Raw genomic sequence first — 21,652 nt, 5'->3', positions numbered from 1 at the left:
ATAAGATAGCTACCATTCAACAGCTGTCCGAATCCGTCTTCAAGTTCTCCATTGGAATAATTAAGTAGAAAGACAGTGCTAGCATTAACACAAGCGGGAGGAGAATATAAATAATTCCCATGCTGCTGGCAAGAGCTATTAACAGCATGGATAAAACACTCGGAACAGCCATGCTAAATAGATTAATAGCTGACTGGATGGCCCCCATGGACTCTTCTGGAATCATACTGAATACAGATTTCTGCAATCTAGGACTTAGCAGACCGACTACAACAGCACAAGCAAAGCTTGCTATCAGTACAAGTAAAAAGTTTTGCCAGAAAAAACCGCAAAGAATAAAGCCCTCAAATACTAAGCTTGCATACATAGCAAGCTTAGTCGAAAGTTTTTTCAGTAAACTGCCACTCAAAATATTCCCTAAGATCAGACCAGCGGAACTTAGAATAATTAACACAGCAATGGACTGACCAATCTGCAGATTCCAAAAAGGCCTTTTCAGCAATAAAAGAGTCGCTACTGGCGTCAGAATGTTCAGAGTGACTTGCCCAAAGGTTGAAACCAATAACAACCTCACAACGTTTTTCAATCCCAGTAAGACCTTAAGAGAATCCAATAAATGCTGCCAATAATTCTCTCTAGTTAGCTCCTTGGCACTGCTGAGCTCCGGTTCTAAGTCCTGTAATTTTTGACTAATATGCCAAAAGCCTAGGTAAGCTAGCAAGAATGTCAGAGCATTCAGACCTGCCAAAGCTCCGATACTCATCCAAGCGATGAGAAAACCGCCAGCTAGATTCCCAAAAATATGAACCAGACTCATACTAGCCTGCCGAAAGCCCATAGCAGAGGTCATATCTTGCTCAATCACCTTTACATAAACCGGCGTCAGCATGGCACCTGAAAAATAACTCAGACTATCCGACAGAAAGTTAATCAAGCAAATCACAAGCAGAGTCAAGAAAGAGAAATCTTGTCCAAGAAGCAAAAATGTTACCAAGCTATATAAGAGTACCTTACTAAACTGTATAAGCAGGTATTTATGGATACGATTCTTCTGAAAGTCCGCCGCAACTCCGGTAAAAACTTGAATTAACTGAGGTAGCGTTTCAGAAAAAGAAATCAATAAAACCGCAAGTGGAGCAAAAGAATAAGCGGAGACATAGTTCATCAAAGCCAAATAGAAAACAATGTCTCCAAAACCTGAAATCCATTGATTGATGAGCAACTGGCGAAAATTTTTGTTTTTTGCAAAAACAATCATATGACATCTCCTTTACTCTTGTTAGATTTTTGTTTAACAAATTATAACAATAAGTTAGGTGATTGTCAAATTTATATTAGATTACTATTTTACAAAATAGAAGACCTAGAATGAATCCAGGTCTTCTGAAACTATGTTAGGTCCTGTTTGAACTTCTCTATAATCTTTCGAATCAGTTCTTTATTGACCGTGTATTTAACAGAATCATCATCCATCACAAGCTCCAGCAAGCCAGAATTTAGGAGCTTTTGCGTATGGAATGAGATAGAGGCTCTTGTAAGCCCCAGTTTTTTAGCTATATCTTTATTCTTGGCATGCGGTTGAATCAATTCAATCAAGACTTTATAGCGGGTTTCATCTCCAAGAGTTTTTAAGGTCAGAGCCAATGTTTCATCGTTAAGCTCCGATTCCGCCTTTGATAACTGGGAACTTCTCGTCGAAAGGACTAAGGAATAGGAGGTGAAATCAGGAACCTTTTCGAGAAAAGAGTCAATAAACATGGGTGACAGAACAAAGACTTGTGTATCCTTTTCAAGGAGCTTGGCATTCTGCTCATCATCATTCATCACATCAGATAGGCTAAATTCTTGTTCAAAAGCTAGTACTTCCTGCTCAAACTGCTCATAAATAGGCTGATAGAGCTCGAACACTCTTTCCAGCAAGGAAACTAATTGATCCCGAAGCTTCTCTGGATGCTGAATAGCTTGGTACCAGTACCATTTATTTTCCGGAGACTTGTCACTATTCTCTATAAAAGCCAGCAAATCTTCAGGATGTCCCTTGGTGACTTCCCCTTTAGAAAGCTTAAGTGATAAACAATAGATGATTTGCTCTGCATCTAGTTTTTTCAAACATTCTAACAAGTCATGCGGATTGGCCGGATCTTCTCCTTTTTCTAGCAAGTAGAGGTAGAGGAGCGGAGCCAGTCCCACCGTAGCTTCTTCAAACAAACTAACCGCAACAAGCTCTTTTTTCAAAGGAAGTAAATCCTGATAGAGCTTATCATAGTGCGGCTGTACATCAAGAAGCAGCTCCTTTTGATTCTGCCGTAAATCCATCCACATATGTTTATCATCTCTTGAAACGATGGCAGGCACCATGAGAAATTCATATAACTTACTACGATAATGAACAAGCTTTACACCCACAGTCTCTTCCCTCCTTACATACACATACTCCGCTTCTAACCAAAAAGAGTATACAATTCCTGTTTTTCATTATACCAAAAATCAAGCAAAATATTCATCGTCTTCTGCTCTGTTCATCTCTTGACAAAAAATCCATCTCTATAAAATAAGAGATTTTTATAAAATTTCATCTAGTTCTTAAGACTGATTTTATCCTTTTTCGATAGTTTTTTATTGATTATCGATAAGATGCGTGTTATAGTTACTAAGAAATGAAACGTTAGTCGGAGGAAATTATGACAGACAAAATGAAAAAGACTGCTGAAGATATGAGCATTACTCTTACAAAAATCAGTATCAGCCTTTTATTTATTGCTTCCATTATCCTGATAGCCCTAGGACCTTGGGTCGTCAATCTAGTTATCGAATTTCCCTCTCCTTTCTTTCAAGGGGAGACACGCTTTTGGGTCTTGCTGCTGCTCGGCTATGTCCTCGGCTGCCTGGCTCTAGCCTGCATTGTCCATCTCTATCGACTCCTTAGCCGCATTGGTAAAAATCAGGTCTTTATCACGCAAAATGTTCAGTACATGCGCTACCTTGGCTGGGAAGTGGGCACTGTGGCTCTTATCTCTCTTTTTATGGGACTGACAGCCTATTTGCCCATGCTCTTAGTCACTGTTTCTTGCAGTATCTTGACCCTGATTATCCGTGTCATCCGTAATGCCTTTGGCAAGGCCATTGAGCTGCAGGATCAAGTGGACTACACTATTTAGGAGGTCTTATGATTCAGATAAATTTAGACCTTGTCATGGCGCAAAAGCGCATCAGTGCTGGCCGTTTAGCAGAGTTGATTGACCTAACACCAGCCAATCTATCTATCCTAAAAAATAACCGAGCCAAGGCCGTCCGCTTTTCAACACTCAACGCTCTCTGCCGTGAACTAGACTGCCAGCCTGGCGACATTTTGGAGTATATCCCTGACGATGAGGAGGAGAAATAATTATGGAATATCCAGCACAAGAAGAGATGAATGTCCAGTCTTGTCTGCCCGCAGAAGCAGAACGACAGACCATCTTCACAGGCCTAGAGGACAAGCAACTGCGATTCTTTAAAATCAGCTATCTGATTCTCTATCTCTTAACTTACTTTTACTCTGCTGTATTTTTTAATTATCAAACTGCATCCTTTTTCCCTTTTGCAATTGGTCTTATATTGCTAAGCGAAACCCTAATCAGGAAATTGTCCAATCCATCACTGCGGATAAAAAATCTTGACAGTAAGGTAGAGGCTAGAAGCTTTCTGATCATGACGTTAGCTCAAGCTCTGGCTTTAAGTCTCTGGGGGCTTCATCGCCAGCTAGAATTTTTCCAATTTCTAGCCATCCACATCTCATTCGCTTTCTATATTCTGTCCCGCACCGGCTGGTTAAGCCAAGGGCGTTTGGGTATCCTGGTCTGGTTTGATGCCATTCAAGCCTTCTGCATCCTGCCCTTTAAGAATTTCATTGCTGCTATTCTAGTCTTTATAGAAGGCAAGCAGCAGGACTCTTCCGACAGCTCTGACAGTATGTCTTCAAAGAAAGCCCAACAGCTCGCGATTATCGTAAGTAGCTTCTTTGTCGCTGGAATCTTGGTCTACTTTGTCTGGTCCCAGCTGAGTCAGGTTTCAGACAGCTTTGCCTCATTCTTCAGCAATACCGCTGATTTTATTGAGAGTCTATTCGACTCCCTCTTTTCAAGTCTTGATAGCAGCATGATTCTCTTCAAGGCCTGCCTGGCTGTCCCTATCAGTCTGTACTTGTATGGGCTCCTTGCCGGCAGTCTGTTAGGCAAAAAAGATACCAAACTTAGCTACAAAAAATTTCAAGCAAGTATCCGCCCTTTGCGAGTAGCACCCGCTTTGGCAGCCTACATTATCATCGGCAGTCTCTGCCTGACCTATGCACTCTTCTTCCTGACGGGTCTGGGTGAGCTCGGCCAGCTCCTAAGCGCCGGAACAGTAGCTCAGGCTATTTCTCCGCAGAATGCTTCGACTGTTGCAGTAGCTGGCTTCTGGCAGCTGGTTCGGGTCTCTATCCTTAACTTTGCGGTCCTAGGTGTCTTCTATCTGATTGCCAAAAAACCGCTCTGGGATCAGAAAGGGACGCGATTCGCAGCTACTATCCTCTTTATCTTCACTGGTCTGCTGGCCTTGCTAGCTGGCTGGAAATTATTTGGCATCTACATCTACCTTTACGGACCAACACCGCTGCGCTTGATCTCAGCATGGTTCATCCTAGTTCTCTTGGTTTGGTGCCTACTGACCCTGATTCGTTTCTATAAACCTATCCAAGCTATTCGCATCGGTATCTTTTACGCCCTGATAAGCTTTACCGTGCTCTGCTATCTGTATCCAATGTTTTTACCAGCAGGATAAGGAGCAATGGATCTTAACGACATTCAAAAACCAGAAAGTAGATTATGAACCGCACCCCAAAAGTTAGACACAAAAAATCTAACTTTTGGGGTGTTTTTTAAACCCAATTTGTAAAATTAAGCTAGACAGAAAAAGCCATCTATGTTAGGCTCAGATAAACACCACATTTGTCTGAAAGGAACTAACATAAATGACCTATACACATCTTACCACAAACGAGCTTGTAATGATAGAGGCTTACTACAAAGAAGGTATAAAAGTTACAGATATTCTAAAAGCTCTTGGAAGATCAAAACAGACCATCTACAATGTCATCAACTATCTGAAAGAGGAGCACTCTGCTTATGATTACTATAACCGATATAAAATCAATAAGAAACGCTGTGGCAGGAATAAAACAAGGCTTACACAAGCAGAAAAAGATTTTATCCAAACTCATTTAAATCTAAGCTGGAGCCTTGATGTCATTAAGGGAGCTTATCCAGATAGGATTTCTTGTTCTATGAGAACTCTCTATCGACTAGCAGACCGTGGTATTCTAAAGAAAGAGGATCTCCCTTGGAAAGGCAAAAGAAAACCAAATGGTCATAGCGAAAAACGAGGAAAACAAGCGTTTCGCAGAGATTTACGTGAGAGAGCAGCCATTTATCCTAATTTTAAGACAGAATTTGGTCATCTAGAAGGGGATACCATTGTTGGCGAGAAACACAAAAGTGCGGTTATTACTTTGGTAGAACGCCTCTCAAAAGCCATCATCACACTGAAAACTAATGGACGGAAAGCAAGTGATATTGAGGTTTCCATCAATCAATGGTTGTCTCAAGTCCCCAGCCATCTCTTTAAGTCGATAACTTTTGATTGTGGGAAAGAATTTTCTAATTGGAAGTCTATTTCGAATGCGCATGACATTGATATTTTCTTTGCGGATCCAGGCTGTCCTGGTCAAAGAGGCCTCAATGAACATTCTAATGGCTTATTAAGACGAAATGGATTACCGAAACAAATGGATTTTACTGCTATTTCTCAAAATTATTTATCAGCTATCGCTGATAAAAGAAATAGAATTCCTAGGAAATCTTTAAATTATCAAACACCATACCAAGTTTTTCTGAGTTACTTGAAAAGTCTAACTTAATTTGACAATTTAGGAAATGAAATTAACTTATGAGGACAAAGTTCAAATCTATGAACTCAGAAAAAAAGGACAAAACTGCTACCACTTATTAAGTACTGAACTTCGTTCTATAGAGTCCTCTCGTTAAAAGCGCAAAAAAACCAGCGGTCTCGAGTCTCCGCTGGTTTCTTGATAAATCGTTTGGATTAAGCAGCCAAAACTTTGCGTCCTTTACGACGGCGAGCTGCCAATACACGACGACCGTTTTTAGTTGACATACGGTGGCGGAAACCATGTTTACGCGCACGACGGATTTTACTTGGTTGATAAGTACGTTTCACGATGAATACCTCCTCTTAGATTCTTGTATTCGTTTAGCCGGCTAGTTGTGATCAGTTACTAAACATACTTTACTATTCTATATGATTCCGAGGCTTTTGTCAATACTTACTTAAATAACTTTCTCTTTGTAAACGTAATCATAAAGCCCGAGTCGCTTCATAAAATGGAATCAAGGCTGTCATGGCCTCCTGCAACTGAGACAGCACCTGCTCTCTTGAAGCAGCCTGAGAAAGGGGAACATCGTATTTGACCAAGACCTTACGAACCTGACCGATCTCCAGCTGCTGAGTAAGGAACTGACGATTTTCCTCAGTGCCTTCAAAGCGCTGACTCACACCATCTATCTGAGCAAAATAGTAAGCTGGCGGCTGAATAGGCAGCTCCAAGACCCGATTTTGCTTGCTGAGGCTGTGCTCATCTTTCTTGCGCTCCATGAAGCTCACCTCCAGCGACACTCCGAAATCTTCTGCACTTCCATACAAGCGCAGGGCGAACATTGGCTCAGTAATTTCTCCATAGCCTTTAAGATAATTCCAAAAATGGGGTCGTAGTATCTGCGCTTGATTCATCCACTGGCTGGTTCGCTCCAAGGTCAGCTTAGGATAGAGGCTTTGAAAATCCTTGACCAAGTCTGCAAACTCCTTGCGTGCCGCCTGCCCCTTAGCTCTCAACTCCAACATAGACTCACGCAGCTGCCCTGCCTTGTCTGGAGAGATATACTTAGCCCCTTGATGAGGCAGATAACTTTCAATAGCTGGAAAAAGTGACATAAAAAATCCTTTCTATATACAAAAACCAGCATCTCTGCTGGCTTTCCTTTTATTCGCTGTCAATATCCACAACGACATAGCGGTTTGGCTCGTCGCCTTCGGAATAGCTAGTCACGCCATCGATGCGAGAGATGATGCGGTGAATAATTTTGCGCTCGCTGTTAGACATAGGATCAGTGTGCTGACCGCGTCGATCTTCCAAAGCTCGCTGAGCCAGTTTCTGAGCATAACTTTGCAGCACTTCAGCCCGATGCTCAACATAGTCATTGACATTAATTGAAATGTAGAAGCTCTTAGAATATTGGTTATAAAGATAGTTTTGCGCTAATAGCTGCAGAGCTTTCAAGACTTTTCCGTGGTAGCCAATCACGCGCCCCGGTTCATTGGTATCAATCTGCATGTTGATAGTCCGGCGGTTGTGACTGCTGGAAATACCCGCTTCAACATCCATCTCATCAACGATTTTCTGAACATAGTTCGTTACGTTTTCAACTACTTCTTCAATATCGTAGTCTGCTTCGACTTGGATGCCTAAATCAGCAAAAGAGCTTTCTTCTGTTTCTGTCGGCTCAGCCTTGTCTTTAGCCGCTTGTTCAAAAGAGATAACCTTGTTATCGTCTGCTTCTGCTTGAGCAACTGCCTCATCGATAGCTTGGTTGGTCTTGAGAAGATCAATGGTGCCAGTCTCTTCTAAAATCGTATTGGCTTGCTTGTCATTTTTGAGAATTTCAGCCTTGACCTCATCTGAGATAACTTCGCCTTCTCCTTCGACCTTCTTGATGGCAGCTACCACACGGCCCAAATCAACCGTCGCTTCACTAACAGACTGCACAGGATCATTCTGAGCGTTAATCTCTTCGGGAACACCTTTTACAGCCTTTTGATTGGCCTTGACAACTGTCGTCTCAGCAATCGGCTCGACATCCACCTGAGCTGGCTTCTTGCCAAACAAACCTAAAAAGCCTTTTTTCTCACGTGAAATAACAGTAATATGCGCTCTCATACGTGGAATATCCAACGTTTTCAAACCATTTTGAATTGCTTCTTCAACACTTGCTCCTGTAAAAATAACCATTGCAAGAGTCCTCCTTCTTACTTACTTTTTCTTTTTCTGTGCTTTTTTCAGGGCACGTTTCTTTTTCTGTTCCAATTGACGCTCTGACCGTTCCTTGGCTTCCCGCTCAGCAATGATTTTAAAAGGATTGCTCAGCAGCAAGGTCTGAACCACCTGATAAGCATTTGAGACCGCCCAGTAGAGGGCTACCCCGCTCGCCGCATAAAGGGCAAAAAAGAAAATCACCACTGGCATCAGGTACATCATGACTGTCATCCCGCCATTTCTCTCAGGCAAGGCCTTGTTTGAAAGCCAGGTACTGAAGAAAGTGAAGAGAGCCGCCAACAGCGGAAGAATAAAGGTCGGATCTGTCGCTCCTAGATTAAGCCAGAGGAAGTGACCTGTTTTCATAAATTCAACCCGAGTCAGGGCTTGAAACAGAGCCAAGAGCACCGGCATCTGGATAAAGAGTGGAATGAATGAGGCATAAGGATTGACACCCATTTCTTTGTAGAGTTTTTGAGTTTCCTCAGCCAAGGCTGTTCTGCTCTCCATATCCTTGCCAGGATACTTTTCCTGCAGTTGCTTGATATGCGGCTGTACTTCCTGCAGCTTGCGTGAAGAAGTCGTCTGGAATTGGAAGACCGGCAGGAGAACTGTCCGGATAATCAAGGTAAAGAGAATAATCCCAATCCCCTTGCTTCCACCAAAGGATAGAAACCGAATGGTGTCCGCAAAGAAATAGACCAGCTTCTCCCAGAAGCCATTTGAATCGGCCGTTACTTGACTGGTTCCGCAGGCTGTGAGAAAGAGCAGCGAGGCGACCAGCAAAATCCCTAATTTACTTTTCTGTTTCACAAATGAATCCTTCCTGATAAAGTTTAGCAATTTTTAACACATGCAATAAATTTTGTTCAACTTGGTGGTAGTCCAGCTCCTCCACTCCTTTACGGGCGATAACGACGAAGTCTGCCTGGACTAACTGTTTTTGATGCTGCATCAAGACATGGCGGATTTTTCTTTTAATACGATTACGAACCACTGCATTCCCCAGCTTTTTACTGACGGAAATTCCAACCCGAAAATGCTTTTGCTCTTTTTCTAGCATGTAGACGACAAATTTTCGATTAGCAAAACTCTGTCCTTTTTTAAAAATCGCATTAAAATCTTTTTCGCTCTTGACGCGATAGTTTTTTCTCAAAACTCAACTCCATCCACCAAAATTATATCTATTATACCATATTTTTCGAAAATGCCAATAAGAGCTGCTATGACGCTGTTTTTGCAAATATTTAAAAGGTCGATTCACTTAAAGAGAGGCTGGGACAAAAAGATTTCAATTTTTAAAAATCTTAATTACTAAGCCTTTCAAATCTATAATTAAATGCGAAAAGCGAACAAAGCAGAATTCCGATTACCAGAAAACTAGTTTTGTTCGCTTTTTATATTTGAGGTTGGACTTTTGTCCCAGCCTCTCCCTATATCTTATTCCTTTTCCAGCTGTTTCTTAGCCCGTTCTAACTCCTGACGGATCTGTGCAAATCCCGTCCCACCAAGGGAATTCCGCTTTTGTACAGCGGTCTGCGACTCAAGCGCTTGATAAATATCTTCCTCAATCAGCGACGACACTTCCTGATAGCGGCTCAGCGGGATATCCTGTAGATAATAGCCTGCCTTGCTGCATTCCAGCACCAACTTTCCGACAATCTCATGAGCTGCCCGGAAAGGCAGTCCTTTCTTGGCCAGATAGTCAGCTAATTCCGTCGCATTGGAGAAGTCTTGCTGAGTTGAAACCAGCATTTTTTCTTTGTTTACAGTCATACTAGACAGCATACCCGCCATAATATCCAGCGACTTCTGGATGGTATCTACTGTATCAAACATGCCTTCCTTGTCTTCCTGCAGGTCCTTATTGTAAGCCAAGGGCAGGGATTTCATAACCGTCAGAAGGCTGAAGAGATGGCCATAAACCCGGCCGCTCTTGCCCCGAATCAGCTCCGCCATGTCCGGATTTTTCTTTTGCGGCATGATGGAAGAACCTGTGCTAAAGGTGTCTGACAGACTGACAAAACCGTATTCATAGCTGCACCAGTTAATCAGCTCCTCGCAGAGACGAGACAGATGCATGATGAGAATGCTACTGTTAGATAGAAACTCCAAAATAAAATCTCGATCACTTACCGCATCCAAGGAATTGTGGTAAAGTCCTTTGAAACCCAATAAATCAGCCGTCAGCTCCCGGTCAATCGGAAACGTTGTTCCCGCTAGAGCCGCTGCTCCTAAAGGAGATAAATCCGTATGCTCCAGATTAAAGGCAAAGCGCTGACTATCACGGCTGAACATCTGATAATAGGCCAGCAAATGATGGGCAAAGCTAATCGGCTGAGCATGCTGCAGATGGGTATAGCCTGGCATGATGGTCTCTACATGCTCTTCTGCCAAGTCCAGCAGCACCTGTCGCAAATTCAAGAGTTTATCCGCAATCTGACCGAGCTGATCCTTGAGATAAAGGTGCATATCTGTCGCCACCTGGTCATTACGGGAGCGAGCCGTATGGAGCTTACCAGCTACTGGCCCAATCTCCTCGGTCAGAAGAGCCTCCATATTCATATGAATATCTTCATTACGCACATCAAACTCAAGCTCTCCAGCCTCATAACGTGCCAACAGCTTTTCCAAGCCTGCCTGAATAGTAGCCGCTTCCTCTGGAGCAATGATTCCTGTCTGCCCCAACATTTTGACATGGGCTAGGCTGCCCTGCAGATCATAAGGAGCCAGACGATAGTCAAAGCCAATGCTGGCACCAAATTCCTCTACCCAGGCTTCCAGAGAGGCTTCAAAACGTCCGCCCCACAGTTTATGATTCGCCATAGGAAAGCCCCTTTCTATTTGTCCTTGTGAGCCTGAACCTCTGCGTGAACCTTAGATGGAAGCCCCCATAGTTTGATAAAGCCAATCGCGGCATCCTGGTCAAAGGTATCTGCACTGGTATAGGTAGCCAGACTTTCGTCGTAGAGAGAATTAGCAGACTTACGCGCTACAACTGTCGCAGATCCCTTATAAAGCTTCACTTTAGCTGTTCCATTAACCACCTGCTGAGTGGACTTAAGATAGGCAATCAAGGCTTCTGTCGCTGGATTAAACCAGAGGCCATTATAGATGAGATTAGACAGCTCATTTTCGATAATCGGCTTGAAATGAGCCAATTCTCTGACTAGAGTCAGATCCTCGATTTCTTTGTGGGCAGCCAAGAGGGTCACTGCACCAGGGCATTCATAAATTTCCCGAGACTTAATCCCTACCAGACGATTTTCCACATGGTCAATCCGCCCAACACCGTGCTGTCCTGCCAAGTCATTCAGCTCAAGAATCAAGTCCGCCAGCTTCATCTTTTTGCCATCTAAAGCAACTGGCACGCCAGCCTCAAAGTCAATATTTACATAGACTGGGTTGTCTGGCGCTGCTTCTGGTGCAACCGTCAAATCATAGGCGTCTTCCGGTGCTTCATTCCAAGGGTTTTCCAAGACACCACACTCATTGGCCCGTCCCCAAAGGTTTTGATCGACTGAGTAGGGACTATCCAGATCTGCAGGAATTGGCACACCATTAGCTTTGGCGTAATTGATTTCTTCTTCCCGAGACCATTTCCACTCCCGAACCGGGGCAATCACCTTGAGACTGGGATCCAAGGAGGCGATAGCCACTTCAAAACGAACCTGGTCATTTCCTTTTCCGGTACAGCCATGGGCAATAGTCGTCGCCCCTGTCTTGTGAGCAATTTCAACCAATTTCTTAGAAATCAAAGGTCGGCTCAGAGCGGACACTAGAGGATATTTTCGTTCGTAGAAGGTGTGTCCTTGCAGAGCAACCAAGACGTAGTCTTCCGCAAACTCGTCTTTAACATCAATAACATGTGATTCGATAGCGCCAACTTTCAGCGCCTTGTCATGAATGAAATCCAAATCATTTCCTTCACCCACGTCCATGCAAACCGCGATTACATCATAATCCTTGTCCAGCCAAGTAATGGCCACCGAAGTGTCCAAGCCGCCGGAATACGCTAAAATGACTTTCTCTTTAACCATGCGATTACCTCTATCCTTCTACATTTTATTTTTAAACATTCTACTGTATGAAAATGCGAATGTCAAGAGGAAATTTAATATTTATTAAAATAAAAGCGTTTTATCGATTTTTATTCAAAATCAATATATTATATACTGGACTTAAAACAAGAAAAAAAGAGTCTGTCAAGACTCCCAGACCGTAGACAAACATTCCAAATAGTGTTTGTCTTTTTCTGTTTGTCAGGCTAAAATTTCATCTTTTGATTTCATCTTTTGATAGCATAATGGTCATTTGAACAAAATAAAAAGGCTTCCCCACCCTCATTTTTACTAGTTTTTTGAGATTCAAACACGCCAAAGTAAGCCCAACCTTATCTTCCATCTTGGACTTGCCTTTCTCTCTTGTATAACGGAGGTTGTGGTATTCTTTAGCTGTCCCAAAGAGCCGCTCAATGGTTTCTTTGCGCTTCTTATAGAGCTCCTTCATCCCTCTTTGGTGTCGAATCTCTTCACAACATTCAAGCGCATCTTTCCATACATGTCTTGTGATGACTTTCTGCTGATTCTGGCTCTGGGTACAAACAGATAATAGGGGACAGGCGACACATACTGTTGAATCACTCTTATACTCACGGTAGCCTGCTCGGGTCGTCGTGCGATAGGTTAACACTTGGTTCTCTGGACAGAGGTAACAGTCATAATAGGAATCATAAACAAAATCATTGGGCCTTAAGTTCCCTTTTACACCCTTGGGGCGGGTATAAGGGAAGACAGGGGTAATCTCTCTGTCTAACAAAAATTTTGCAATACTTGGGGTTTTATAACCTGCATCTGCGATGAGATAGGTTGGATGAAAAGGCTCAATCTTGGCAAAAAGGGCAGGGAAAGCCTGACTATCATGAACATTTCCTGCTTCAACCGTATAAGCCAAGGCCCAACCATGCTTATCACACGCTACTTGGGCAGAATAGGCAAAGACTTCCTTGTGTTCCCCCTTGTGGAACCAACCACTCTCAGGATCTGTCCTTGAGATTTTCTTTTCCTTAGCCTCGCTTTCTTTTGCGGGCTTTAAGGGCTTTTTTTCGTGTTTTCTCCTATCTAAATCAATCTCAACTTCCAATTGCTCACTCATAAATGTAGCTTGTTGGGCAACCATTTCCTTATGATACTTGTGGCTGTTGGCTGCCGCTTTAATATGGGTTCCATCCACAAATATCTCAGAAGGATCAATCAAACCAGCACATAAAGCTTGATGGAGTACGTGTGAAAATATCTCAGTAATCAGTGCTTTATCTTGAAAACGACGGCTGTAATTCTTTCCATATGTGGTAAAATGAGGCACCTTGTCATCCAAGCTTAGTCCAAGAAACCAACGATAAGCTACGTTTACTTCTATGTCTTTAATGGTTTGGCGCATGGAGCGAATGCCATAAAAACATTGAATCAAAGGAATTTTGACCAACATGACGGGATCTAGACTGGGACGACCCTGATCTGGGCTATAGGTTTCTTCAACCAAGTCATAGATAAAGTCAAAATCAACCTCCGCTTCCAATTGGCGAAGAAAGTGATCTTCTGGGACCAATTCGTCTATCGTATAGAAGCCATATTGGCAGCGATTATAATCAGATTTTTCTTTGTGAAACATAGGGAGCACCTCACAACTGTTCTTACCTCTATTATACGACTTTACAAAAAGAAAAGCCCTTAGAAACTTCTGTTCTTAGGACTTTGTCTTCAATCTGAGAGTCTGTCAAGACTCCTATTTTATGCGGTAAAAACATCGGGATGTTCGGAAACGCTCTGAGTAATGATAAAGCGATCTTGACTGGTATCAGTCGGATCCGTCCCATTGACAGTCTCCCCAGCTGGCAGACTCTTTCCTGCTGGGATTATAAGAAAGGCAGCACCGGTTTGGTTTTCCAACGAATCCCTGCTCGGTAAATCCCATTTTCATCTGGCCCAGAGTAATCTCCTGTCTCAAGCTTGGCAACATCTGACTCAATACCTGACGCATCGAATGTATAACTGTTCCCTTTGGTATCCTGCCAAGTACCAATCATGCTGGAAAAATCCCCAGAAGTAATAGCCTTCATATCCAAACTAGAAGTTGATGCCGTTTCTTTCTCTCCTTTGCTAGTTTCCTTGGCAGACTTTTCAGCTTCAGTTTCCGAATTCTGCTGAGAGCCTGTATCAGAAGTTTGCTGATTATCCGCTTGACTATCAAGTTCGCTCGAATTGGTCCCTCTTTCAGACTTTTTAGAAGATGCAGAACTAGTCGAACTTGCTTTAGAATTGTTGGAAGCAGGATTCGTCTGCTCTTTCTTTTGGTTACAGGTTACTAGCACGAGTAAGGCTACTAGTCCTCCAATCAAGATGATAATCCATTTTTTCATTTTTCTCTCCTTAAGGTATTTTCTTATTACAATTGTGACATAAAAACAAAAATTTGCAAAGTAAAAACCAGCTTGAAAGCTGGTTCATCTTATTGAATTTGATTTAGCATGTTTTCGATATGCTGGATAGATTTTTCGCGGCCTAGCAGGTAAATCGTATCTGGCAGCTCTGGTCCATGCATTTCACCCGAAACGGCAATTCGGATCGGCATAAAGAGGTTTTTGCCCTTGATTCCTATCTCTTTTTGGACAGCCTTGATTTGTGGGAAGATATTCTCCGTCACAAAATCTGCATCAGACATAGCTTCTAACTTTTCTTTGAAAGCTGTCAACACGGTCGGTACCGTTTCACCAGCCATGACCTCACGCTCCGCATCTGTCAACTCTGGGAAGTCCGCAAAAAAGAGGTCTGTCAGCGGCACAATTTCGTCTACAGACTTCATTTGTGGTTTATAGAGCTCTACAAGCTTTTCTGCCTTATCTGTCAAACGGCCTGCTTCTTCCAAGTATGGCTTAGCCAGAGCGAAGATTGTGTCAAAATCTGCATTCTTGATGTATTCGTTGTTCATCCAGTCCAGCTTCTTCTGGTCAAAGGCAGCTGGGGACTTGCTGAGACGCTTTTCATCAAAGAGCTCAATCAATTCTTGACGAGAGAAAATCTCATGCTCGCCACCAGGATTCCAGCCCAGCAGTGCAATAAAGTTAAAGACTGCTTCTGGCAGGTAGCCCTTCTTGCGATAATCCTCGATAAACTGCAAGGTATTGGTATCGCGCTTGGACAGTTTCTTGCCTGTTTCAGAGTTGATAATCAGGGTCATGTGCCCAAATTCTGGAGCTTCCCAGCCTAGAGCTTCATAAACCATGAGTTGCTTAGGCGTGTTGGCAATGTGGTCATCTCCACGAATAACATGTGAAATTTCCATCAGATGGTCATCAATAACCACAGCAAAGTTGTAGGTTGGGTAGCCGTCTTTCTTCTGGATAACCCAATCGCCACCAATATTGCCGCCTTCAAATTCAATTTCGCCCTTGACCATGTCATTCCACTTATAGACACCTGATTCATTGACAGCCAGACGAACCGTCGGAATAATGCCCGCCGCTTCGCGCTCAGCGATATAGGCTGCCTTCTCTTCCTCTGACATGCCTAGAAACTCATTGATGTAACGCGGCGTCTCACCAGCTGCTTCCTGACGTTCGCGTTCAGCCGCTAATTCTTCCTCAGTCACATAGGACTTGTAAGCCAAGCCCTTGTCCAAGAGTTCATTGACGTATTTTTGGTAAATATCCAAGCGCTCAGACTGGCGGTAGTTTTCGTGAGTCTCAGGACTTTCATCCCAGTCAATACCCAACCAGCGTAAGTTTTCAAGCTGTGAGCGTTCTCCGTCTTCTACATGGCGCTTGCGGTCTGTATCCTCGATACGGATAATGAAGGTCCCGCCATGATGACGAGCATAGAGGTAGTTAAAGAGCGCAGTCCGCGCATTTCCGATGTGTAAAAGTCCAGTCGGACTTGGTGCATAACGCACTCGAATCGCTTTTGTCAAAGTTCCATTCTCCTATTTGTATTTCGGGGAATTATTCCCACTCCGATGTTCAAACGTAATCATTATATCATACTCTGAAGGCATAACACGACTTTACAGTCTATTTTTACGACAGGCGCTCTTCCAGCTGGAAGTCAATAGGAAGCCAGGCCAGCACATTCTCCATCTGCTTTTCCCAGTAATACCACTCATGCTTACCTGGACTGTGGCTGTAAGTAATCTCCAAGCCCAAGTCTTGCAGGTTTTTTACTGCCTCCTGATTAGCCTCGTAGAGAAAATCCTCTTCGCCGCACCATGCCCAAAGCTTGGTCTTTTTATCAGATTGCTTGGCTAGGCTCTCCAGCGAATGAGGGCTACTGGTCCAGTCTGTAAAGTCTCCAAAAACTCCTCGCCAATAGGCTGGCGTTGCCATCTCAGCATTATCTGGACGAGCATCAAGAAAACTCAAAGCCCCAGAAAGACTAGCGGCATATGAAAAGCGGTTAGACTTGAGAGCCAGCTTAAAGGCTCCGTATCCGCCCATGGAAAGACCAGCAATGAAATTCTTCTCACGCTTATCTGACATATTTGGGAAAAAGCGCTTGAGCACCCGGGGCAGCTCCTCAGCGATGGCTTCGTAATAGTTAAAACCGTACTGGGTATCGGTGTACCAGCCATTGCTGGTATTAGGCATGACAACAATCAAGTTGGTCGAGCGAACCAGACGCTCAATATTTGAGCGCTTGAGCCAGCTATTGTGGTTACCGTTCATACCATGAAGCAGGTACAAAACAGGAATATCCCTATCATCCGGCTTATCAACACGAGCTGCGTCCGGATAGAGGACATTGACACCCCATTCCATCTCCAAAGCCTCAGAATAATACTCTATTTTCATCACTGCCATTCGCATTTCTCCTTCGTATATTCCTGACAAGAAAAAGCCGAAGCCCGACTTTTCTTGTATTTGTGTTCAGATTTTTACCGCACTTCCATAACAACCGGCAAAATAGCTGGACGACGCTTGGTTTGGTCAAAGAGATATTTGGCCAAACTGTCACGGACAGCTCCTTTTAGCTCGCCCCAGTCAAAGCTGTCCTGCGCCAGATAGTCTTCCACAGTTTTATTGATAATGTCAGAGCTTTCACGCAAAATATCTCTGCTCTTCTTGACATAGACAAATCCACGGGTGTGTACTTTAGCCTTGGAAATGATTTTCTTTTCCTTACGGTTAACCGTAAGTGCCACGATAAAAATACCATCTTCAGACAAGACCTTGCGGTCGCGCAGGACGATATTGCCCACATCACCAATTGCATTTCCATCAATCATGACATCTCCAGCTGATACTGCACCAGCAGGCACAAAATCACCATGGTCGTATTCCATGATGCTGCCACGCTTAGGAATGAAGATATTTTCCGGCAGCATGCCGACTTCCATGGCAGCCTTGGCATGAGCATCCAAACCGCGGTACTCACCCTGAATCGGGAAGAGGTACTTAGGCTGCAGCAGGTTAATCATGAGCTGCAAATCACGCGCATTTGCGTGACCTGAAACCCGCAGATTTTGGGTAATCAGCTTGACAATGCCCCCCGCCTGATAAATCATATTTTCCACACGAGCCACGACCGCTTCCTTGGCAATAGAAGGCGTTGTTACAATGTAAATCAAATCGCCTTCCTTGATTTCCACATAGCGGTGACGTCCGATTGACATCTTGCGCAGACCATTGATAGGCTCACCCATCCGGCCAGTCTCCAAGATAATCAACTCATGGTCTTCAAACTTAGACATTTCCTTAGGCTTAATCAAGAGACGCTCGTCCACCAAGGACAGCTTCTTGAGGCGGATAGCCGTACGAACGATGTTTTCAACATCAAAGCCTGTCAAAACTACTCGGCGGCCAGTCTCAGCAGCTGCATCAAAAACCTGCTGGATACGAGATAAGTTGCTGGCAACCGCCGCAACAATCACACGACCATCCCAGTCAGCAATCGTATCTTCGATTTCCTTGCCAACCTCGCTCTCACTAGCCACCTGAACACTACTGTCCGCATTGGCTGAATCACTGAGCAAGGCCAGAACACCCTCGCGGCCAATTTCAGCTAAACGGCCAAAGTCTGTCGCATAGGACGGGCTGGCAGACTGGTCAAACTTGAAGTCACCTGTATAAACGATGCTGCCTTTTCTGGTCTTGATGACAATTCCCAAACTCTCAGGAATCGAGTGGGTCGTCCGGAAGAAGGAAACCACGGTTTTGCCAAATTCAATCTCGGTATTTTCATCAATCACATGGAAATCATTGAACTTCTTAACCGCATCATTGTTTTTGACAAACAGCTTAGCCAGCTCAATCGTCAACTCTGATCCGAAAACCGGCACCTTCGCATCTGCTAAAAGATTAGGCAGAGCACCAATCGCATCTGCGTGCCCGTGCGTCAGAAAGACACCCGCAATCCGCTTCTTATTTTCAAACAAATAGTCCATGTTGGGAACGACATAATCCACACCCAACTGCTCATTTTCTGGGTACTTCAGCCCAGCATCCAATACAAAAATGGAATCATCCACTTCGGCAACGTAGAGGTTTTTACCATTTTCACGTACGCCGCCCAAAGCAATCAGTTTAATATTGCTCTTGCTCATTTTTTCTCCTATTCAATTTTTAGAATCTCGTTTTTAGCAGAAATTCTTTATTTTATTACTAACGGTCCTTGGCTAGCCAAGTCGAATTACAGTCTTGCAAACCTAAGGTCTGCACATCCAATCTATTATAGCATTTTTTCATGTTTTTTCAAAGCTAAGCGTGCCTTCTTAGCATCCTCTACCACAAAAAACGACCTCTAGCTTTACTCGGCTAGAGGTCTGGTTTACTTCGCTGGTATGAGAGCAATCAGTTCATCCAAAGTGTAACTGAATAACAATTTTCTATTTATCGTTTTTATTATTTTTTATAAACTTTTAATTCCTTCAACCGCTAATGATTTTCTTTTTATCTTAGCATTGGAAATCTCTATAGCATAATAAAGCACTATTGATTGAATTCTCGAAGTTTGAAAACCATCTAAAAGCTTCTACTTTCTATACTATCGTTACAATCAGGCAAGCTAAGCAGGCCTGTCTGACAATTCAACCAATATGTCAAGTAAAGCAACTACTTATGTATTACAAACAACTATACCAACAAAGTAAACTTAAAAGCGAATGAATTTGGTTTCCTTTCTTTCTATTTCCTTAACTCTATTATAGTACTCTATTTAGATTTTTGCAAGCGTTTACACATTAAAAATACAAAAATATTTTAAGCAGAAAAGAAGGCAGGAAAAAAGCAAAGGAGACCTTAAAGTAAGGCCTCCTTTAAACTGTATATAGCGTTTGTCCGCTGCTAGAATTAAGAAAGATTATTTTTAAGGAAAATCAATTTTTCTCTTATTTATCGTCTTTTTTAACCATGTTTTTAACGCCTTCGATTGCACCTTCAACAGCATCTTTGGCATCTACTGCAACTTCTTTAACTTTAGAAACTATTTTTTCAGCAGCTCCTTCTTTTTCTGTTTTTTTATCACCAGTTAATTTGCCCAGGCCTTCTTTTACAGAACCTTTAGCTTGGTTGAATTTTTCTTCTGTAGACATAATTGATACCTCCGTTATTAGTTTCAATTTTTAAAGCAATGAAAGAATTTAAGAATTCCTAATCTTGGTTAGAGAATTAACGAACGCGAGCTTTTTCATTTGATGCAGCGTCTTTAACAGCCTCTACACCATCGCCAACTTTTTCTTGAACAGCTGAGAAGCCACCGCTAATGCCAGATTTTGCTTTTTCGAATTGCTCTGAAGCAAATTCGCCTGTTGATTCAGCAACGTCTGTTACACGATCTTGCAGGCTTACTGAGTCAGCTTCGTGTTGTTCTTTTGTTTTAATATCAACAACATTGACATTTACTTCAACAACTTCCAAATCAGTCATCTTAGATACTTCTTCTACAACAACTTTCTTGATTTCTTTGTATAAAGCTGGAACATTCTTTTGATATTCCGCCACTACATTCAAGTCAACAGCTACTTGTTCTTTACCAACTTCAACATTGACACCATGAGTGACATTGTCAGAGTTGACCAATTTATCTTTTATGTTAGAGAAGAATCCACCGTCAACAGCCAACAAACCTGAAACTTTCTCTAAAGAGAGACCGATAATTTTTTGAATGACCTTATCATCGTAAGTCAATTCACCTTTTACTTCATGAGCTGCTTGAGCAACTTCTTTTTTAGCAACATCTTTAACATCTTTATTTGACATGTTAAACTCCTTTATTCTTATTTAAATATATTTTTGTTTTGAATATAATATCCGATTCCTGCCCCTAGAGTAGCGCAAATCAAGACAAATAGAGTCTTAAAGAAGCCAAAGGATAGGATAAAACACGCTAGAATAATGCCTGCTAATCCAGACAAGATTGGATATTGATATTTTTTAAACCATTCCATTTTTTACTTCCTTACTTTACACGACTAGTAGTTTTTTTAGCCGGTTCTTTTGGCTTGAAGTCTGAGACAGAGATTTTAAGCTTGACATTATGATTGATTCCGAAGAATTCTGTCAATCCAGACGCAATTTCTTCTTGAATCAACTGACTTCTTTTGATGATGTTTTCCGAAGGAACGATTGCCCCTTTAACGAAAACCATGCATTTATTTTTACGGCTATTTACTGAAACTGTAGGATCTTTAATTAAACCGTGTTCTGTTAACAGACTACGAACAAACCCTTCAATGGCTGAATTTTTCAGCATCAGTTTCCCATCCGCATCAGCTAGCTGAATTTCCAAATGTCTCTTAGGATAAAAAACTATCACTAACATCAGTAGTAAGATTAAGCTTGCTAAAACCACAGTGCCCCAGAAAACATACCTAGAAAGATAGTAGCCCACAAAAGGAATCTGCTTCCAAGTGAATAACTTCCAGCTAAATAACTGGAGCCCCAGACCGCTGACTTTATGAAAGTCCAGCAAAACAGGAATCAAAATTGTCAAGATTAAAATACAGAAAATAAGGGAAAGTATTTTTCTTGATTTTGACATATTGAATCCTCACATCATTAAATTTTAAATTATATTTTGAAAAGTAAAAAGACAATTTATGCCTTTTTACCTACAAAAAATGATACAACAGCTACTACAATAACTGCACCAATGATAGAAGGAAGCAAGGCCATACCAGCCAAACTAGGACCCCAAGTTCCTAAAAGTGACTGACCGACAGCAGAACCAACTAAACCTGCAACAACGTTTGCAATAATGCCCATTGAGCCGCCTTTTTTAGTGATTGATCCAGCAATAAGACCAATAAGACCTCCAACAATAATAGACCAAAGCATATTGATTCTCCTTTCTAATTTTTTCTAAATCAAAATTGTTTAATAATATTTTTTACTATTATTTTTTGATTAACATAATTATATAATTTTCCAACTTGGAAACATAATAATTCAACTTGGTTTTCTTTCCGTTTATCTGTACTATAGATACGCAAAGATAAGAATTGCTTGTTATATAGGCTTTTATCAGCATTTTTAGATAT

Annotated in this window: 22 protein-coding genes and 2 pseudogenes; 5 read left to right on the top strand and 19 right to left on the bottom strand. The window is 42.3% G+C overall.

All coding sequences use genetic code 11. The features are described from left to right. Window positions 1-16: 16 nt before the first annotated feature. Both FFV08_01445 and FFV08_01440 read right to left on the bottom strand, forming a co-directional pair. Complete coding sequence (locus FFV08_01445; GenBank protein QLB51459.1) at window positions 17-1,258, bottom strand: MFS transporter; 1,242 nt, start codon at window positions 1,256-1,258, stop codon at window positions 17-19. A gap of 131 nt (window positions 1,259-1,389) precedes the next feature. Further along, window positions 1,390-2,406 carry a winged helix-turn-helix transcriptional regulator gene (locus tag FFV08_01440; protein ID QLB51458.1) on the bottom strand — a complete coding sequence of 339 codons (1,017 nt, stop codon included), beginning with the start codon at window positions 2,404-2,406 and terminating at the stop codon, window positions 1,390-1,392. A 275-nt stretch (window positions 2,407-2,681) separates the two neighbouring features. On the opposite strand from FFV08_01440, the gene FFV08_01435 reads away from it, so the two are divergent. From FFV08_01435 to FFV08_01415, 5 genes and pseudogenes are all read left to right on the top strand, one after another. Then, window positions 2,682-3,158: a DUF2975 domain-containing protein gene (locus tag FFV08_01435; GenBank protein ID QLB51457.1), complete on the top strand. Its 477-nt coding sequence runs from the start codon at window positions 2,682-2,684 to the stop codon at window positions 3,156-3,158. Between the two features lie 8 nt (window positions 3,159-3,166). Continuing rightward, a complete protein-coding gene (locus tag FFV08_01430) occupies window positions 3,167-3,385 on the top strand; it encodes a helix-turn-helix transcriptional regulator (GenBank protein ID QLB51456.1) in 219 nt (72 codons plus the stop codon). A 2-nt stretch (window positions 3,386-3,387) separates the two neighbouring features. Next, a complete protein-coding gene (locus FFV08_01425; GenBank protein ID QLB51455.1) occupies window positions 3,388-4,800 on the top strand; it encodes a DUF4173 domain-containing protein in 1,413 nt (470 codons plus the stop codon). 97 nt (window positions 4,801-4,897) lie between these two features. Next, window positions 4,898-5,016: pseudogene (locus FFV08_01420) on the top strand (TIGR00730 family Rossman fold protein). After that, the gene (locus tag FFV08_01415) at window positions 4,991-5,935 is read left to right on the top strand and encodes an IS30 family transposase (protein QLB51454.1); all 945 of its coding nucleotides are present in this window, start codon (window positions 4,991-4,993) and stop codon (window positions 5,933-5,935) included. Before FFV08_01420 ends, FFV08_01415 begins: the two are co-directional and overlap by 26 nt. A gap of 185 nt (window positions 5,936-6,120) precedes the next feature. Here the strand turns inward: FFV08_01415 and FFV08_01410 are convergent, their stop codons facing one another. From FFV08_01410 to FFV08_01330, 17 genes and pseudogenes are all read right to left on the bottom strand, one after another. Continuing rightward, complete coding sequence (locus FFV08_01410) at window positions 6,121-6,255, bottom strand: 50S ribosomal protein L34 (GenBank protein QLB51453.1); 135 nt, start codon at window positions 6,253-6,255, stop codon at window positions 6,121-6,123. Between the two features lie 138 nt (window positions 6,256-6,393). After that, entirely contained in the window at window positions 6,394-7,026 is a 633-nt protein-coding gene (locus FFV08_01405; GenBank protein QLB51452.1) for a ribonuclease P, read from the bottom strand. 49 nt (window positions 7,027-7,075) lie between these two features. Continuing rightward, window positions 7,076-8,101 carry a protein jag gene (locus FFV08_01400; GenBank protein QLB51451.1) on the bottom strand — a complete coding sequence of 342 codons (1,026 nt, stop codon included), beginning with the start codon at window positions 8,099-8,101 and terminating at the stop codon, window positions 7,076-7,078. Window positions 8,102-8,122: 21 nt separating this feature from the next. After that, window positions 8,123-8,938 carry a membrane protein insertase YidC gene (locus FFV08_01395; GenBank protein ID QLB51450.1) on the bottom strand — a complete coding sequence of 272 codons (816 nt, stop codon included), beginning with the start codon at window positions 8,936-8,938 and terminating at the stop codon, window positions 8,123-8,125. Beyond that, window positions 8,922-9,281: a ribonuclease P protein component gene (rnpA, locus tag FFV08_01390; GenBank protein QLB51449.1), complete on the bottom strand. Its 360-nt coding sequence runs from the start codon at window positions 9,279-9,281 to the stop codon at window positions 8,922-8,924. Before rnpA ends, FFV08_01395 begins: the two co-directional genes overlap by 17 nt. Before the next feature lie 284 nt (window positions 9,282-9,565). Next, a complete protein-coding gene (argH, locus tag FFV08_01385; protein ID QLB51448.1) occupies window positions 9,566-10,951 on the bottom strand; it encodes an argininosuccinate lyase in 1,386 nt (461 codons plus the stop codon). A gap of 14 nt (window positions 10,952-10,965) precedes the next feature. Next, complete coding sequence (locus tag FFV08_01380) at window positions 10,966-12,165, bottom strand: argininosuccinate synthase (GenBank protein QLB51447.1); 1,200 nt, start codon at window positions 12,163-12,165, stop codon at window positions 10,966-10,968. A 235-nt stretch (window positions 12,166-12,400) separates the two neighbouring features. Then, window positions 12,401-13,795, bottom strand: a complete 1,395-nt coding sequence (locus tag FFV08_01375) for an IS1182 family transposase (protein ID QLB51446.1) — start codon at window positions 13,793-13,795, stop codon at window positions 12,401-12,403. A gap of 119 nt (window positions 13,796-13,914) precedes the next feature. Further along, window positions 13,915-14,543, bottom strand: a pseudogene (locus tag FFV08_01370) (hypothetical protein). Window positions 14,544-14,632: 89 nt separating this feature from the next. Continuing rightward, window positions 14,633-16,090: a glutamate--tRNA ligase gene (locus tag FFV08_01365; GenBank protein QLB51445.1), complete on the bottom strand. Its 1,458-nt coding sequence runs from the start codon at window positions 16,088-16,090 to the stop codon at window positions 14,633-14,635. A gap of 106 nt (window positions 16,091-16,196) precedes the next feature. Further along, window positions 16,197-16,976: an esterase family protein gene (locus FFV08_01360; GenBank protein QLB51444.1), complete on the bottom strand. Its 780-nt coding sequence runs from the start codon at window positions 16,974-16,976 to the stop codon at window positions 16,197-16,199. Between the two features lie 74 nt (window positions 16,977-17,050). After that, window positions 17,051-18,718, bottom strand: a complete 1,668-nt coding sequence (locus FFV08_01355; protein QLB51443.1) for a ribonuclease J — start codon at window positions 18,716-18,718, stop codon at window positions 17,051-17,053. A 783-nt stretch (window positions 18,719-19,501) separates the two neighbouring features. Beyond that, window positions 19,502-19,705: a CsbD family protein gene (locus FFV08_01350; GenBank protein ID QLB51442.1), complete on the bottom strand. Its 204-nt coding sequence runs from the start codon at window positions 19,703-19,705 to the stop codon at window positions 19,502-19,504. A gap of 76 nt (window positions 19,706-19,781) precedes the next feature. Next, window positions 19,782-20,372: an Asp23/Gls24 family envelope stress response protein gene (locus FFV08_01345; GenBank protein QLB51441.1), complete on the bottom strand. Its 591-nt coding sequence runs from the start codon at window positions 20,370-20,372 to the stop codon at window positions 19,782-19,784. 17 nt (window positions 20,373-20,389) lie between these two features. After that, entirely contained in the window at window positions 20,390-20,560 is a 171-nt protein-coding gene (locus FFV08_01340; protein ID QLB51440.1) for a DUF2273 domain-containing protein, read from the bottom strand. Between the two features lie 11 nt (window positions 20,561-20,571). Beyond that, the gene (amaP, locus tag FFV08_01335) at window positions 20,572-21,153 is read right to left on the bottom strand and encodes an alkaline shock response membrane anchor protein AmaP (protein ID QLB51439.1); all 582 of its coding nucleotides are present in this window, start codon (window positions 21,151-21,153) and stop codon (window positions 20,572-20,574) included. Window positions 21,154-21,209: 56 nt separating this feature from the next. Then, window positions 21,210-21,449: a GlsB/YeaQ/YmgE family stress response membrane protein gene (locus tag FFV08_01330; protein QLB51438.1), complete on the bottom strand. Its 240-nt coding sequence runs from the start codon at window positions 21,447-21,449 to the stop codon at window positions 21,210-21,212. Between the last annotated feature and the right edge of the window lie 203 nt (window positions 21,450-21,652).

The sequence above is a fragment of the Streptococcus sanguinis genome, from assembly GCA_013378335.1.
In the GTDB taxonomy this organism is placed as follows: Bacteria; Bacillota; Bacilli; order Lactobacillales; family Streptococcaceae; genus Streptococcus; species Streptococcus sanguinis_I.
Note: the sequence above shows the minus strand (reverse complement) of the source record. Positions and strands in the feature narration are given on the sequence as shown.